The organism is Chryseobacterium sp. LJ668 (assembly GCF_019613955.1).
Classification (GTDB): Bacteria; Bacteroidota; Bacteroidia; order Flavobacteriales; family Weeksellaceae; genus Chryseobacterium.
In genome coordinates, this window is record NZ_CP080443.1 from 687,207 (window position 1) to 701,710 (window position 14,504).

Annotated in this window: 14 protein-coding genes and 1 tRNA gene; 12 read left to right on the top strand and 3 right to left on the bottom strand. The window is 35.9% G+C overall.

Annotated elements, in window-relative coordinates:
* Positions 1-4 precede the first annotated feature (4 nt).
* The 9 genes from K0U91_RS03255 (at position 5) to K0U91_RS03295 (ending at position 10,132) form a co-directional block, all read left to right on the top strand.
* Positions 5-1,264 (top strand): glycoside hydrolase family 88/105 protein, encoded by a 1,260-nt coding sequence (locus K0U91_RS03255; protein WP_220180385.1) that lies wholly within the window; start codon positions 5-7, stop codon positions 1,262-1,264.
* A gap of 268 nt (positions 1,265-1,532) precedes the next feature.
* Entirely contained in the window at positions 1,533-3,173 is a 1,641-nt protein-coding gene (locus K0U91_RS03260) for a glycoside hydrolase family 43 protein (protein ID WP_220180386.1), read from the top strand.
* Positions 3,174-3,316: 143 nt separating this feature from the next.
* A complete protein-coding gene (locus K0U91_RS03265; RefSeq protein ID WP_220180387.1) occupies positions 3,317-4,144 on the top strand; it encodes a rhamnogalacturonan acetylesterase in 828 nt (275 codons plus the stop codon).
* A 10-nt stretch (positions 4,145-4,154) separates the two neighbouring features.
* Complete coding sequence (locus K0U91_RS03270) at positions 4,155-5,816, top strand: glycoside hydrolase family 28 protein (RefSeq protein ID WP_220180388.1); 1,662 nt, start codon at positions 4,155-4,157, stop codon at positions 5,814-5,816.
* A 12-nt stretch (positions 5,817-5,828) separates the two neighbouring features.
* The gene (locus tag K0U91_RS03275; protein ID WP_220180389.1) at positions 5,829-6,734 is read left to right on the top strand and encodes an alpha/beta hydrolase; all 906 of its coding nucleotides are present in this window, start codon (positions 5,829-5,831) and stop codon (positions 6,732-6,734) included.
* A gap of 6 nt (positions 6,735-6,740) precedes the next feature.
* Entirely contained in the window at positions 6,741-7,718 is a 978-nt protein-coding gene (locus K0U91_RS03280; protein WP_220180390.1) for a pectinesterase family protein, read from the top strand.
* 149 nt (positions 7,719-7,867) lie between these two features.
* Positions 7,868-8,605, top strand: a complete 738-nt coding sequence (locus K0U91_RS03285) for a rhamnogalacturonan acetylesterase (protein WP_220180391.1) — start codon at positions 7,868-7,870, stop codon at positions 8,603-8,605.
* A 236-nt stretch (positions 8,606-8,841) separates the two neighbouring features.
* Positions 8,842-9,183, top strand: a complete 342-nt coding sequence (locus tag K0U91_RS03290) for a cupin domain-containing protein (protein WP_220180392.1) — start codon at positions 8,842-8,844, stop codon at positions 9,181-9,183.
* Positions 9,184-9,229: 46 nt separating this feature from the next.
* Positions 9,230-10,132: an alpha/beta hydrolase gene (locus tag K0U91_RS03295; protein WP_220180393.1), complete on the top strand. Its 903-nt coding sequence runs from the start codon at positions 9,230-9,232 to the stop codon at positions 10,130-10,132.
* A 71-nt stretch (positions 10,133-10,203) separates the two neighbouring features.
* On the opposite strand, the gene pelA is transcribed toward K0U91_RS03295, so the two are convergent.
* Complete coding sequence (gene pelA, locus K0U91_RS03300; protein WP_258561906.1) at positions 10,204-11,226, bottom strand: pectate lyase; 1,023 nt, start codon at positions 11,224-11,226, stop codon at positions 10,204-10,206.
* A gap of 409 nt (positions 11,227-11,635) precedes the next feature.
* On the opposite strand from pelA, the gene K0U91_RS03305 reads away from it, so the two are divergent.
* The gene (locus tag K0U91_RS03305) at positions 11,636-12,061 is read left to right on the top strand and encodes a hypothetical protein (protein WP_220180394.1); all 426 of its coding nucleotides are present in this window, start codon (positions 11,636-11,638) and stop codon (positions 12,059-12,061) included.
* A gap of 205 nt (positions 12,062-12,266) precedes the next feature.
* Here the strand turns inward: K0U91_RS03305 and K0U91_RS03310 are convergent.
* Positions 12,267-12,340, bottom strand: a tRNA-Ile gene (locus K0U91_RS03310).
* A 62-nt stretch (positions 12,341-12,402) separates the two neighbouring features.
* On the bottom strand, positions 12,403-12,801 hold the full coding sequence (mce, locus tag K0U91_RS03315; RefSeq protein WP_220180395.1) for a methylmalonyl-CoA epimerase: 399 nt from the start codon (positions 12,799-12,801) through the stop codon (positions 12,403-12,405).
* A gap of 94 nt (positions 12,802-12,895) precedes the next feature.
* Between mce and rbfA the strand changes: the two genes are divergently transcribed.
* Together rbfA and K0U91_RS03325 are read left to right on the top strand one after the other, a co-directional pair.
* Entirely contained in the window at positions 12,896-13,255 is a 360-nt protein-coding gene (gene rbfA, locus K0U91_RS03320; RefSeq protein WP_219970711.1) for a 30S ribosome-binding factor RbfA, read from the top strand.
* A 6-nt stretch (positions 13,256-13,261) separates the two neighbouring features.
* On the top strand, positions 13,262-14,467 hold the full coding sequence (locus K0U91_RS03325; RefSeq protein WP_220180396.1) for an ABC transporter permease: 1,206 nt from the start codon (positions 13,262-13,264) through the stop codon (positions 14,465-14,467).
* Positions 14,468-14,504 lie beyond the last annotated feature (37 nt).

A 14,504-nucleotide genomic window follows, 5' to 3' on the forward strand; every position in this document is an offset into this window, starting at 1 on the left:
GACAATGAGTTTTATTAATCAAAAATTAAAAATATACGCTGTTGCTGTTTTAGGTTCAGGAATTTTCATGGCATGTGCACAGACAAAAACCGCAACTGCTACAAAAAGTACAACCCAAACTTCACAATCAGGTAAAGTAGTTCCTACCAACCTGAAATGGTCTGAAAGAATGATGCTTTCAGAAATGCAAAGATTCCCGGAAGCGTGGATGCTCGATTTCAGCAAAAGTCCGAAATGGACGTATCCTTCAGCAATTGTGTTAGACGGTGCAGAACAACTTTATATTAAAACAGGAAAAAAAGAATATTACGATTACATCAGCGGTTTTGGAGAAAAACTGATCAAAGAAGACGGCACGATCCTTACCTACGATCTCGACAAGTACAACATCGACATGCTGAACAGTGGAAACGTATTGCTTTATCTTTACGAAAAAGAGAAAAAAGATAAATATCTGAAAGCTCTTCAAACACTTCGTCTGCAAATCGACGGACAACCAAGAACCAACGAAGGATCTTTTTGGCACAAAAAAATATATCCTAATCAGGTTTGGTTAGATGGTCTTTACATGGGAATGCCTTTCTACACGCATTACACGAAAGATCTGTCAAAAGGTGCAGATGCAACCAAAGCATATGATGACATCGTTATGCAGTTCGACTCAGTTCAGAAAAATCTTTTAGACAAAAATACTGGATTGCTGTATCACGCTTGGGATGAGAGCAAAAAAGAAGCCTGGGCAAACAAAGAAACCGGACTTTCACCTAATTTCTGGGGAAGAGCGATGGGTTGGTACGGTATGGCGATGGTAGACGTTTTGGATTATTTGCCTAAAGATCACCCTGGAAGAGCAAGAATTATTTCTTACATTAAATCTTATTCTGATGCCGTCATCAAATATCAGGATAAAAAATCAGGTCTTTGGTATCAGGTTTTAGATAAGCCATTGGCAAACGGAAATTACGAAGAAGCTACTGCTTCAGCAATGTTCGTGTATACAATGATCAAGTCAGTGAACAAAGGATATCTTCCAAATTCATACAAAGCTGCAGCAAAAAAAGGCTACGACGGAATCATCAAAAATCTGATTACAGTGGATGAAAACGGTGTTGTAAATTTAAATAAATGTTGCGCCGTTGCCGGTTTAGGAGGAAAACCTTACAGAGACGGTTCTTACGAATATTATGTAAATGAAGAAATCCGTTCGAATGACGGAAAAGGAACAGGACCATTTATTTTGGCAAGTCTGGAATTTGAAAAGTAGAGTAAATATTTGGGCAGCTTGATCCGCCTTCCACTCACGCTTTTTTCTGAAAAAACTCCAGGGCTTTTCCCATACTTTTTTTTCAGAAAAAGAGCTCCGTTCAAGTCGGGCTGCAGGCAATTCACCGACAAAAAGTTTCAAATTTTTAAAAGAACTCTGATATTTCAAACATACAACCTTTGCTGAGCAAAGCGCCTCTGCGAAAGAAAAATGCAGATAATATTAAAAGAATCTTTGCGCTCACTGCGTTAAAACAGAATCTGATTTTATGACAAACAAAATTTTAAAAATACTTTCAATCACCACATTTTCCATTGCATCCACTTATCTGAATGCACAGGAAAAACCATACGTTTCAGAAGTCTGGATTGCCGATCAGGGAAAAAATTACAGAAACCCAATTTTATACGCAGATTATTCAGATCCGGACGTTACGCGGGTTGCTGATGATTATTATATGACCGCTTCAAGTTTCAACGAAGCTCCGGGATTGCCTATACTTCATTCAAAAGATATGGTCAACTGGAAATTGGTCAACTACGCCATTCAGGACGTTTTGCCTAAAGAACACTTCTCAGTTCCAAGAAGAGGTGATGCAGTCTGGGCGCCAAGTATTCGTTTTCACAAAGGCGAATTCTATATTTATTGGGGTGACCCCGATTACGGAATTTACATGGTAAAAACCAAAGATCCGCTTGGAAAATGGGATGAACCCATTTTGGTGATGGAAGGAAAAGGCTTGATTGATTCTTGCCCGTTTTGGGATGAAGACGGACAAGCCTATTTAGTTCACGGTTGGGCAGGAAGCCGCGCCGGAGTGAAAAGTATTTTGTCTTTAAATAAAATGAATCCCGAAGGAACGAAAGTTTTAGATAAAGGAGTTCACATCTTCGATGGTCACGATGCGCATCCAACGGTTGAAGGTCCAAAAATGTACAAGAGAAACGGTTATTACTACGTTTTCGCTCCGGCGGGAGGTGTTGCAACAGGATGGCAATTGGTTTTAAGATCAAAAAATATTTATGGTCCTTACGAAGAGAAAATTGTTCTCGAACAGGGCAAAACAAAAATCAACGGTCCTCATCAGGGAGCTTGGGTAGATACGCCTTCTGGTGAAGACTGGTTCTATCATTTTCAGGATGTGGATGCAGGAGGAAGAATCGTGCATTTGCAACCGATGAAGTGGGAAAAAGACTGGCCGGTACTGGGCATTGACAAAGATAAAAACGGAATCGGCGAACCGGTTCTTACTTATAAAAAACCAAACGTTGGAAAAACATTTCCTATCGTAACTCCTCAGGAAACTGATGAGTTTGATGGTGAAAAATTAGGTTTACAATGGCAATGGAGCGCCAACGAAAAAATTGTTTGGTCATCCAAACTTCCCGGACAGAAATTCCTGAGATTATTCTCGATGAAAATGGGAGAAAACGATAAAAACCTTTGGAATGTTCCGAATCTGCTGACTCAAAAATTTCCCGCTCCGAATTTTAGTGCATCCACTAAAGTTAAATTAACTCCCGAAGATGCCAAAGAAGGAAAAACTGCCGGACTTTTGGTCATGGGAATGGATCATGCATCGATTGTCATCACCAATAAAACAGACGGATATTATGTTCAGTTAAGAAAAGCTGAAAAGGCTGAAAAAAACGGCGAAGAAAAGATTTTATTTGAAACTAAATTAAAAGGAAACGAAGCTTATTTTAGAGTAAACGTCAGCGAACCGAACGGAATCTGCACATTCAGCTACAGCGAAAACGGTAAAAATTTCATCAAAGCCGGCGAACCATTTCAGGCAAAACCAGGAAAATGGATTGGTGCTAAAGTGGGATTGTACTCTGTAAGCACACAGAAAGCAAATCGCGGTGGTTATGCAGATTTTGAATATTTTAGAATAACAAAAAATTAGTTAATCTCTTGCAGATTACATCAGTTTTCTAATAATTAAATCTGAATCATCTGTTTAATCTGCGAGAGATAATCAGAACACCAAAAAATTTTGTGCCTTTTAACTTTGTCGAATCTTCGATTTGTGATTAAGAATTAAAATAAATGAATCAACCATTTAATCATATCATCTTATTTTTAGTTGCAGTTTTTCTTCTGTCTTCATGTCAGTCCCAAAATGTTATTACCAAAAATAAAAACGATAAAAAGATTACACATATTTACCTCATCGGCGATTCTACAATGGCTGATTACACAGGAAATTACGAGCCCGGAAAAGATTATATGAAAGTTCGGTATCCGATTACAGGATGGGGACAGGTTTTTCAGCCGTTTTTTGTAAAAGATAGTTTGAATGGTTTGTCAGCATTAAAAGATTCGGTGAAAATTGATGACAGAGCGCATGGCGGAAGAAGTACGAGAACATTTTTTCAGGAAGGAAGATGGAGATCTGTTTATGAAAATCTAAAACCCAACGATTATGTAATCATGCAGTTTGGGCACAACGATGGTTCGGAAAAACATATTGATCGTTACGTAAACATCCAAGGATACAAAGAATTTTTAAGATTATTCGTTATTCAAACCATTCAAAAAGGTGGAAAACCAATTATTGTAACTCCTGTTGCAAGAAACTTCCCTTGGAAAGATGGTAAACTGGAGAATGTTCACGGAGAATATTGGCAGGCTCCGATTGATATTGCGAAGGAAATGAACGTTCCTTATATTGATTTAAACAAAATGTCCATAGATTTTTTTACAAAGAAAGGTCAGGATTATGTAAGTAGTCATTACTTTATGAATTTACCGGAAGGAGTTTATGAAGCATATCCGAAAGGTCAGAAAGACAACACCCACTTTCAGCCCGAAGGAGCAAAAGTGGTGGCGCAAATGGTGTTCACTGCATTTAAAAAAATAATTAAAACTAAATAATAAAAGAATAATGAAGAAGTCATTCAAAATAATTGGTCTTGTTGCGGCAATGATGTTTTCGGGACAGATTTACGCGCAAAATGTAGACATATATAAAGATATTGATTTTAAAATGCCACAGGTGGCAGAAACTTCTTTTTCTGCTTATACCGTTTCTATTAAAGATTTTGGTGGGGTTTCAGGTGGAAAGGTAAAAAACACGGAAGCTTTCAAAAAAGCAATGGACGCTTTGGTAAAAAAAGGCGGAGGAAAACTGATTGTTCCGAGAGGAATCTGGTTAACAGGTCCAATAGTTTTGCAAAGCAACATCAATCTTCATATAGAAGACGGTGCTTTTATTACTTTCAGTAAAGATAAAAGCGATTATCCTTTGGTTGACGTAAGCTTTGAAGGATTAAATACCATTCGTTGCCAGTCTCCTATTTCTGCTAGAAATGCTACAAATATTGCCATTACCGGAAAAGGGGTGATCGACGGAAATGGTGATGTATGGAGAGCGGTTAAAAAAGGAAAACTGGCAGAAGCTGAATGGAAAAAATTTGTTGCTTCAGGTGGAGTTGTTTCTGCGGATGGTAAAACCTGGTATCCTTCAGAAAGCTATAAAAAAGGATTTGAAAGCAGCTCAAACTTCAATGTTCCCGATAAAATTTCAAAATCTGAACTGGAATCTGTAAAAGATTTTCTTCGTCCGGTAATGGTGAGCATCGTAGGTTGTGATAAAGTTCTTTTGGATGGACCAACTTTCCAGAATTCTCCGGCGTGGAATCTACACCCTTTGATGTCTTCAAATATTATTCTTAAAAATCTTACCGTTAGAAATCCGTGGTATTCTCAAAATGGTGATGGTGTAGATTTGGAATCATGTAAAAATGTTCTGATCTATGACAATACCTTTGATGTGGGTGACGATGCAATCTGCATCAAATCCGGTAAAGATGAAGACGGCAGAAAAAGAAACATGCCGACTGAAAATGTAATCATCAAAAATAACGTTGTTTATCATGGTCACGGAGGCTTCGTCATTGGAAGTGAAATGTCAGGAGGTGCGAGAAACATTCACGTTTCAGACTGTACGTTCATCGGAACCGATATCGGTCTCCGTTTCAAAACAACTCGTGGAAGAGGTGGTGTTGTTGAAAATATTTATGTGAAAAACATCGATATGATCAACATTCCGACGCAGACTATCGGGTTTAATATGTTTTATGAAGGTGCTTCTCCGGTTCTGGAGGACGGGCAAAATGCAGAAGGAAATAAAGTCCCTGAAAAAGTATTTGCAGTAGACGAAAAAACTCCGATTTTCAGAAATATTTATTTTAAAAATATCAATGCAGTTAATTCTTTTGAAGCAGTTTCCATCAATGGTTTGGCTGAAATGAATATTAAAAACATCGTGATTGAAGATTCTCAGTTTGACACCAAAAAAGCATTAACCATAGCAGATGCAGACGGTATCATTCTGAAAAACGTCAAACTGAAATACACTGAAGGAACTGGAGCCGTTATTTATAACAGTAAGAATGTAGACCTTTCCACACTTCAGCTGGAAGCTTCTCAAAAACCAATCATTAAAGTTTCGGGAAGTAAAACCTCAGCCGTGAAATTACCAAAAAATGTAACTGGTGAGCAATTACAGATTTCGAAAGAGATTGCAAAAAACGCAGTTAAATAATTTCATTTTAATATGAGTTTTCAAAAACTATATTTTCTTTTTGTTTTTTTTGTAGGAGGTACAATAGCATTCGGTCAGACAAAACCGAATGCTACTCCTTACACTAATGAAGCAACCTATGAAAAACTGAAAAAAAAGCATCCGTTCATTACACCATTAAACAGACACACTCCGCCCAACATCAGAATTGATAAAGATGTGGAATACGCCAACATCAACGGATTATCTTTAAAAGCAGACATTTACTATCCTCTTGACAAAACAAAAAAACATCCGGGAGTCGCATTGATTCACGGCGGCGGCTGGATTTCAGGAAGTAAGGAAAATGAAAAGTATATGGCTCAGGAATTGGCATCAAAAGGTTATGTCGCAATCGCTATTGACTATCGTTTGAGCGAAGTTGCCAAATATCCCGCAGCAATTGACGATGTCAAAAATGCGATTAAATTTTTAAAGAAAAACAGGAAAAAATATTCTTTAGACCAAAAAAAGATTGGAATTTTGGGTGAATCTGCTGGAGCGCAAATTGCAACATTGGTTGGTGTACAACCTAAAAATAAAATTAAAGTCATCGTCAATATAGACGGAATCGTCTCTTTCATCCATCCTGAAGCTGAAGAAAGTACTTACGCAGCATTTTGGCTGGCCGGCGACAGAAAAGACAATCTCAAGATCTGGACAGAAGCTTCACCGTTGGAATATGTTGGCAAAAAAACGCCTCCTACCCTATTCATCAACTCTTCCCAGCCTCGTTTCCATGCAGGGAGAGATGATATGATGAAGATTTTAAAAAGTCATAATATCTTTACAGAATATTATGAAATTAAAGATTCTCCGCACTCTTTCTGGTCTGCAGAACCTTGGTTTACAGAAACTTTTAATCTAACGGTGGAATTTTTGGATAAAAATTTAAAATAACTTTATATGAAGAAATTTCTTTTAATATTCGTTATTACTTTAGCTCAAATAGTATGGGCTCAAAATACACCTTACCGTACGATTACCGTAGCAAAAGACGGAAGCGGAGAATTTTCAACGATTCAGCAAGCGATCAATTCTGTCAGAGATTTCGGCCCCGGTGAAGCTTTAATTAAAATACAATCCGGAACCTATCATGAGAAAATCGTAATTTCTTCCTCAAAACACAAAATCACTTTACAGGGCGATCATCAGGAAAACACCATCATCACCAATGATGACTATTCCGGAAAACTGGATGTTTTAAATGAGAAAATGACGACCTTTAATTCGTATACGCTTTTGGTTATGTCAGATGATATTAAAATTTCAAATCTGACTATTCAAAACTCGTCATGCAATCAGGGACAGGCCGTAGCACTTCATGTGGAAGGTGACCGTTTTATGATAAAAGATTCAAAAATTTTGGGTTGTCAGGACACAATTTACACCGGCGGAAATCACAGCAGACAATTTTACGAAAACTGTTATATTGAAGGAACAACCGATTTTCTATTTGGTTCGGCAACTGTAGTTTTCAAAAACTGCACGATAAAAAGTTTAGCCAATTCTTATATCACTGCTGCATCGACTGATCAGTCTAAAAGTTTTGGTTATGTTTTTTTTGACTGTAAATTAATTGCGAAAGAAGGCATTACAAAAGTATTCTTGGGAAGACCGTGGAGATCTTATGCAAGAACTGTTTTTATTAACACCGAAATGGGAAGCCACATCCTTCCAGAAGGCTGGAATCCCTGGAAAGGAGACAAAATGTTTCCTGATAAAGACAAAACCGCTTATTATGCAGAATACAAAAGCAGAGGTGAAGGCGGAAAAATCTCTCAAAGAGTTCCTTGGTCGCATCAATTAACCAAAAAAGAAGCTAAAAAATACACTCTGAAAAATATTTTTGGAGACTGGAATCTGAATATGAGTAATAAGTAATTGGTAATGAATAATTATCTTAAATAATAATGACGCCTCAACTTCGCTCAGCATGACAGCGCAAGAAAAAAGCAGTATATATAAGGTCGCTAGTATAAGTGATATCATGCTGAGCATGTCGAAGCATATCCAAACAAATCAATTTAAAAATGAAAAAATTTCTTTTAGTTCTAAGCATCATCATTTCAACGTTCTCATTAGCTCAGAAAAAACCAACCCTATTTTTAATTGGTGACTCCACCATGTCCAATAAAGACAACCCCGATAGAAACCCTGAACATGGATGGGGACAGGTATTGCCACAATTTTTTACAACAGGAATTGAAATTCAAAACCACGCCATGAACGGAAGAAGCTCTAAAAGTTTCCGAACAGAAGGAAGATGGGACAAAGTTGAAAAACAGTTAAAAAAAGGAGATTTTGTAATCATCCAATTCGGTCATAATGATCAGAAATTGAAAGACTCAACAAAATTCACCAATCCACATACTCAATACAGAGCCAATTTGGAAAGATACGTGAATGAGACAAGAGCAAAAGGCGCAACACCTATTTTAATGACTTCCATCACCAGAAGAAATTTTAATGAAAATGGTGTTTTAATTGACACTCACACAGATTATCCTTTAGTGGTAAGAATGATTGCAGATGATATGAAAGTTGCTTTCGTAGACATGCAGCTACTGACAGAGCAAATGGAAATTGCCGCAGGTCCGGAAAAATCAAAACTATTGCATTTGTACTTTAAGGCCGGTGAAAATGCGTATTATGAAAAAGATAAAGCTGATGACACCCACTTATCAAAATTGGGTGCAGAAACCGTTGCAAAACTTGCGGTAAAATCTTTGAAAGATTTAAAAACCGGCTTGGAGAAATATATTAAATAACTCAATACGTTAAATGACATAGGAGAATTGAGCGTTAAGAAAATTTAAATTTAGTCCGTTAAAAAATTCCCACTGTTTGAAGCGCGAGACAAATTTTTAACTGAAGAACAAACTTTGAATTCGCGCAAGTTTTGGGAATTTTAGGATTTAACTTAAATTATTAGTGGAATTTTCCAAGTCTTGAATTTTGGATTCTTTTGTTTCAAGACAAAAGAATGCAGTAAAAAATAAAAATTATGAATTTCAAAAAAGAACCATTTTTCGACGGAAATTCCGGATGGGAAGATTTGGGTAACGGTGTTTCGAGACAATTCGTAGGGTACAATTCTCAGGTTATGATGGTCATTGTTAAATTTGAAAAAGATGCTATCGGTACTCTTCATCAGCATTTTCATTCGCAGATAACTTATGTTGCATCAGGAAAATTCGAAGTTACTGTTGACGGTGAAACAAAAATTTTGAAACAGGGCGACGGTTTTTTTGCCCAACCAAATATTTTTCACGGTGTAAAATGTCTGGAAGCAGGACAATTGATTGATTCATTTACACCATTCAGAGAAGATTTTTTAAAAGATTAACTGTGAAAATTCCCGACTTATTTTAATTTCTAAAAATTACAAAGCCATGAAAAAAACGGTTTTCGCACTCATGATTTTTCTTTTTAATCAGTTATCAGCTCAGGAAAAAATCATCGTCTGGCCAAAAGGTCAGATGCCAAATTCTAAAGGATTACAATTAAAAACCGAAGAGAAAGAAGGAAGAATTGTACAATTAAAAGAAACCGAACTTTTTGCATTTTTACCTCCAAAAGAAGAAAGAAAACAGATGGCAGTCATTGTAATTCCGGGTGGCGGATATTATAAACTGACCTACGATCTGGGTGGTTTTCAAATTGCAAAATGGTTTAATACTTTAGGAATTTCTGCTTTTGTTTTAAATTACAGATTGCCGACTTCACCTGATTTGAAACAGAAAGAAATTGCACCTTTACAAGATATTCAGGCAGCCATAAAGTACATCAGAAAAAACGCTTCACAATATGGCATTTCGCCCGACCAAGTGGGAGTAATAGGAACTTCTGCCGGCGGGCATCTGGCTGCGACAGTAAGTAATATCGTGACAGATTACACTGAATTACAAGGAGATTGGGAAGATATTTCAACCATTCCAAACTTTGCGATTTTGGTTTCTCCGGTGATCGATTTGGGAGAATTTGCACACGTGGGAAGTCGTAATAGTTTGTTGGGAGAAAACGCTTCTCTTGAGAAAATTAAAGAATATTCTATGCAAAACCGTGTGACAGAAAAAACGCCGCCTACCATCTTATTTCACGCGCAAAATGACCGTACAGTGCCCGTTACAAACAGTATTCTTTATTATCAGGCAATGACAAAAAATAAGGTGAAAGGTGCAATGTTTATCTTCCCGGAAGGTGAACACAAAATCGGGATCAATAATAAATCCGACCTTACAGATAACTGGAAAACATTATGCTCAGATTGGCTGAAAACTTTAGATAATAAATAATTTGGAGTAATTGATTTTTTATCTTGAAAAAAATAAAAAAACCTGATGCTTTCGGATCAGGTTTCTTTATTTTACTCAGAAATTTTATTTTTCTTCAGCCATTTTACATACTCCTTTTCAATCAGTTTTGTTCCGGATTCATTATACCAGCTGTATCCCATTCTCCGTTCTTCAGAAACGTCTTCATAATTGAATTTAACGCTTCCGTCACGGTCTCCAAAAACCGGTTTATTCGTCGGGATATCGTAGAATCTTGCCCAAACTGCCGAGCCTTCTTTTTTACTTAAAGTACGAACTGCTTTATCACTTTCTTTGGAAACATTATACGTGTAGCCTTCAATTTTACTCTCTTTAAACCATTGTATTGCCGACCTTATTGATCTTTCAATTTCCGGAGTTACAGGCTGCATCATTAGAAATTTAACAATATTTACTGATTCTCCCGTAGCTAATGACATCGGTTCAAAAGCCCTGGCTTTTTCAGGTTTTAAAGTAACTTCATTGTACTGATCTGCCCATATAGATAACTTTCCGTTTTGCTGAATCTGAGTTTTAAGGATGCATTCAATTCCTTTCTGTAAAGCAACTTTAGACTTTTCCTTCCATGGAGAGTTCACAGCATCAAAACCTTCTTTACCTTCTGAGATATTATAAAGAATAGTTAGTACATTGATCATCGCATTGTCATTGTAGGTTACCTGCTTTCTGTAAATTGCCGAATTTGGAAAGTATTGGGGGAAACCTCCGTTCGGATACTGCATGGAAAGTAAATATTCGATTCCTTTTTCCGCAGATTTCAGATAATCAGGATTTTTTGTGGCCTGATAGGCTTTTATTAACGAATTAATTTCTTTTGAAGTTGCATTGTTATCAATTGTGGCCAAATCGTTGTCGGCTGCTTTAATTATTTTCAAAAGTTTCGGATCAAGTTTTAAAGAATAATCAACGTTTTTTTTGTCGCTGGTATGCTTTCCCCATCCGCCATTCGGAAGTTGATACACCATCATTTTTTCAGCTAACGTATCTTTGACCTGTGCTGAAACCGCTGTAGTTACCAAGCAGAATGAAGCTATTGTAAGTTTTAAATTCATCATTTTTAAGTTATTTAAGAGTCATCATAATAGGTTGGCAACAGATTGAGCTGTCTTTACAATCTACTTTCCAAATTGCAATCGAATAATAAATGTAATCGATTGCGCAAATTATTCCCAAATATATAATTATTGTCTTAGAATTATATTATCGTCAGTAAAAATAACAAAAATTTGATTATTAGTTCGTAAAAATCGTAAATTTTGCTAAGTGATTTTTAAGTTTGATGATATTTTCGCTAATAAGTTAAGTGGCTTTCAGGAATTTTTTATTTTGGAATTTAGTTATTATAGGTGGATCACTGTTGTTATTTTTTATCATCGGATACGGTTGGTGATGTAATTATATTTTTCATGAATATCAAATTTTTTTTTCTAAATTTAATCGAACTAATAATCAAAAATTTAACCTATGAAAACTTTAATTTTTTCTATTATTTTCCTGGTACCTCTAATGTCCATAGCTCAAACATCAATTACAGATGATTATGACACATATGCTTACTACAAGGAAGATGCAAGTAACAAAAACGACACTTATATTTGGTTATATGATGGAGAATCTTTTAAGATGAATTTTCCTAAAACTGCTACAGGGCTTGAAGCTCTAAAAGATAAGGTCGATTTTATTGTCGGTTTATCTGATGTTTCCACACCTTATGCAAATAACAGTATGGTGCCGGCTGAATATTCAAATCTGAAAAATACTAGACAAATTCATGATCTGATTATGCAGAATAAAATGAATATATTTTTGACTTATCATATTGTCACTAAACGTCTTGAACTTGTAGCAACAAAAGATGGTTATTATTTTTATGTAACAAATAATTACTAAACAGGCTTTGATCTTGTTGCAAGAAAAGCTTATTTTTTCTTTTATCAGTATTACTTCCATCTTTAATTTGATACGTCAGGCTTTGCCGCAAAATAATTAAGTTTACATAACGGATATTGATTTTGAGAAAGAAGAACATAAAACCTTGATTTTAAGACATAAAAAAAGCCTAAGCAAATCTTTCAGATTACTTAGGCTTTAAACGTGGTCCCACCTGGGCTCGAACCAGGGACCACCTGATTATGAGTCAGGTGCTCTAACCAACTGAGCTATAGGACCTCAAAATTTGGTTAAATTTTGTGTTTGCAAAAATAGTAAAATTTCTCTCACTACAAAATTTTTTATGGTTTTTCTTGGCAAAGTTCTATCAATACACCATTGGTACTTTTTGGATGTAAAAAGACAACTAATTTGTTATCAGCACCTTCTTTAGGCTCCTCGGAGATAAATTGAAAACCTTCTTTTTTTAATCTTTCAATTTCATTCCTGATATTTTCAACACCAAATGCCAAATGATGAATTCCTTCACCTTTTTTTTCTATGAATTTAGAAATCGGACTTTCAGGACTGGTAGCCTCTAACAATTCTATTTTACTTTCACCAGTACTGTAAAATGAAGTAGTAACACCTTCCCTTTCTACCGTTTCGTTTTTATATGATTTTTTTCCTAAAAGCTTGGCAAAAAGCTCATCAGACAACCCTAACGTTTTCACGGCAATCCCGATATGTTCTAGTTTCATAATTTTATCTTAATTAACTTTGATTTTTATTGTGCGGTTTAATTTTGCAGCCGGCATCAGCAATTCAAACAAAAATAGTAAATTTGCAGAACTTATGGAAAGTAACAGACAAAGAAAAGTAGCACAAATTATACAGGAAGATTTCGCAGAACTTTTCCGCAAACAATCTGCTGAAAGCAAACAGAGTTTTTTAGTTTCGGTTTCTGATGTAAAAATATCACCCGATTTGGGGGTTGCAAAAATTTATTTAAGCATTTTTCCTCAGGAATTCAGAGCATCTATCATGAAAGAAATCGAGCTCAACAAAGCTCAGTATAGAAATTTTCTGGGTCAGAAAATGGCAAAGCAGGTCCGTGTGATTCCTCAGCTGAATTTTTACCTCGATACAGCTCTTGATGATGTAGAAAAAATTGATAAAGCACTTAGAGGCGAAGGCGACAATCCTGTACTGTAAACCATTTTGAAAAATATTGCATTTTACATAGCTTCACGTTACCTTTTATCAAGAAAAGGAAGCACAGCTGTCACGTTTATTACGTGGTTAGCGGTTGGTGCAATGACGGTAGCTGTAGCGGCAATGTTTGTCATCATCTCTGTATTCTCAGGCCTGGAGGTTTTTAATCAAAATCTAATTTCAAATCTTCATGCCGATTTGACGATCAAAAGCACCTCGGGGAAAACCATTCAAGATTTTGATAAGATCAAAGGTCTGTTAAAAAACAGCAAAGACATTGAATACTTCTCCCGAGTAATTGAGGAAAAAGTATATCTTAATTACAACGGAAAAGGTGATATCGGTTATTTACGGGGCGTTGATTCTTCATACATCAAGGTGAATCCGATTGATCATACGATTTTTTATGGTAAATATCCGAGCTTTCAGTATTCTAACGAGGTCATCATGGAGCATTCTCTTGAGACCCGACTTTCAATTCCTGTAGATACTCTAAATAATTTCGCTACTGTTTTTATGCCTAAATCCGGTACAGGAATTATTAACAAAGAAGAAGATATTTACAATAAAAAAAACATCCTCGTTACCGGAATTTTTCCCGGAAATGACCAGTTAAACAATTATATAATTGCTCCGATCGAACTTTCAGAAGAGCTTTTAAATCTTCCAAAAAATTCTGCGTATCAAATTGTCCTTAAACTAAAAAATCCTGATAAAGCAGAATCAGTAAAGAAAAATCTGCTGTCCTTTCTTGGAAAAGGTATTGAAATAAAAACCAAACAGGAGGAGAATGCAGCGTTCTGGAAGATGATCAATACAGAAAAGCTTTTTATTTATTTAATATTCGCGCTTGTCATTTTTATTACAACATTCAATTTAGCCGGAGCTATTATTATTTTACAGCTCGACAAAAAAGAACAGGCAAAATCTTTGATTTCTCTAGGATTTCCATTAAGCCATTTAAGAAAAACCTATTTTTATACAGGACTCTTAATTGTCGTTCTAGGTGTGGTATCAGGCTTGATTTTAGGAACTGCATTGTGCTTATTCCAACTAAAAACCGAGTTGTTCAAAGCAGTGGAAACCTTACCTTTTCCAGTAAAAATAGTTCCCGAAAATTACCTGATCGTTGCAGCAACAGCATTGGTATTCGGCATCTCAATTTCATGGTTTTTTTCTAAAATCAGTAAAGACTATATTACTAAAAGTTAATATTTTCACATTAATTTTTTTCGTAAATTTGCCTTCC

Coding starts and splice junctions, on each gene's coding strand:
- K0U91_RS03295 (WP_220180393.1), top strand. CDS start 9,230: ATGAAAAAAACGGTTTTCGCACTCATGATTTTTCTTTTTAATCAGTTA.
- K0U91_RS03305 (WP_220180394.1), top strand. CDS start 11,636: ATGAAAACTTTAATTTTTTCTATTATTTTCCTGGTACCTCTAATGTCC.
- K0U91_RS03275 (WP_220180389.1), top strand. CDS start 5,829: ATGAGTTTTCAAAAACTATATTTTCTTTTTGTTTTTTTTGTAGGAGGT.
- K0U91_RS03270 (WP_220180388.1), top strand. CDS start 4,155: ATGAAGAAGTCATTCAAAATAATTGGTCTTGTTGCGGCAATGATGTTT.
- K0U91_RS03265 (WP_220180387.1), top strand. CDS start 3,317: ATGAATCAACCATTTAATCATATCATCTTATTTTTAGTTGCAGTTTTT.
- K0U91_RS03260 (WP_220180386.1), top strand. CDS start 1,533: ATGACAAACAAAATTTTAAAAATACTTTCAATCACCACATTTTCCATT.
- rbfA (WP_219970711.1), top strand. CDS start 12,896: ATGGAAAGTAACAGACAAAGAAAAGTAGCACAAATTATACAGGAAGAT.
- K0U91_RS03285 (WP_220180391.1), top strand. CDS start 7,868: ATGAAAAAATTTCTTTTAGTTCTAAGCATCATCATTTCAACGTTCTCA.
- K0U91_RS03255 (WP_220180385.1), top strand. CDS start 5: ATGAGTTTTATTAATCAAAAATTAAAAATATACGCTGTTGCTGTTTTA.
- K0U91_RS03290 (WP_220180392.1), top strand. CDS start 8,842: ATGAATTTCAAAAAAGAACCATTTTTCGACGGAAATTCCGGATGGGAA.
- mce (WP_220180395.1), bottom strand. CDS start 12,801: ATGAAACTAGAACATATCGGGATTGCCGTGAAAACGTTAGGGTTGTCT.
- pelA (WP_258561906.1), bottom strand. CDS start 11,226: ATGATGAATTTAAAACTTACAATAGCTTCATTCTGCTTGGTAACTACA.
- K0U91_RS03280 (WP_220180390.1), top strand. CDS start 6,741: ATGAAGAAATTTCTTTTAATATTCGTTATTACTTTAGCTCAAATAGTA.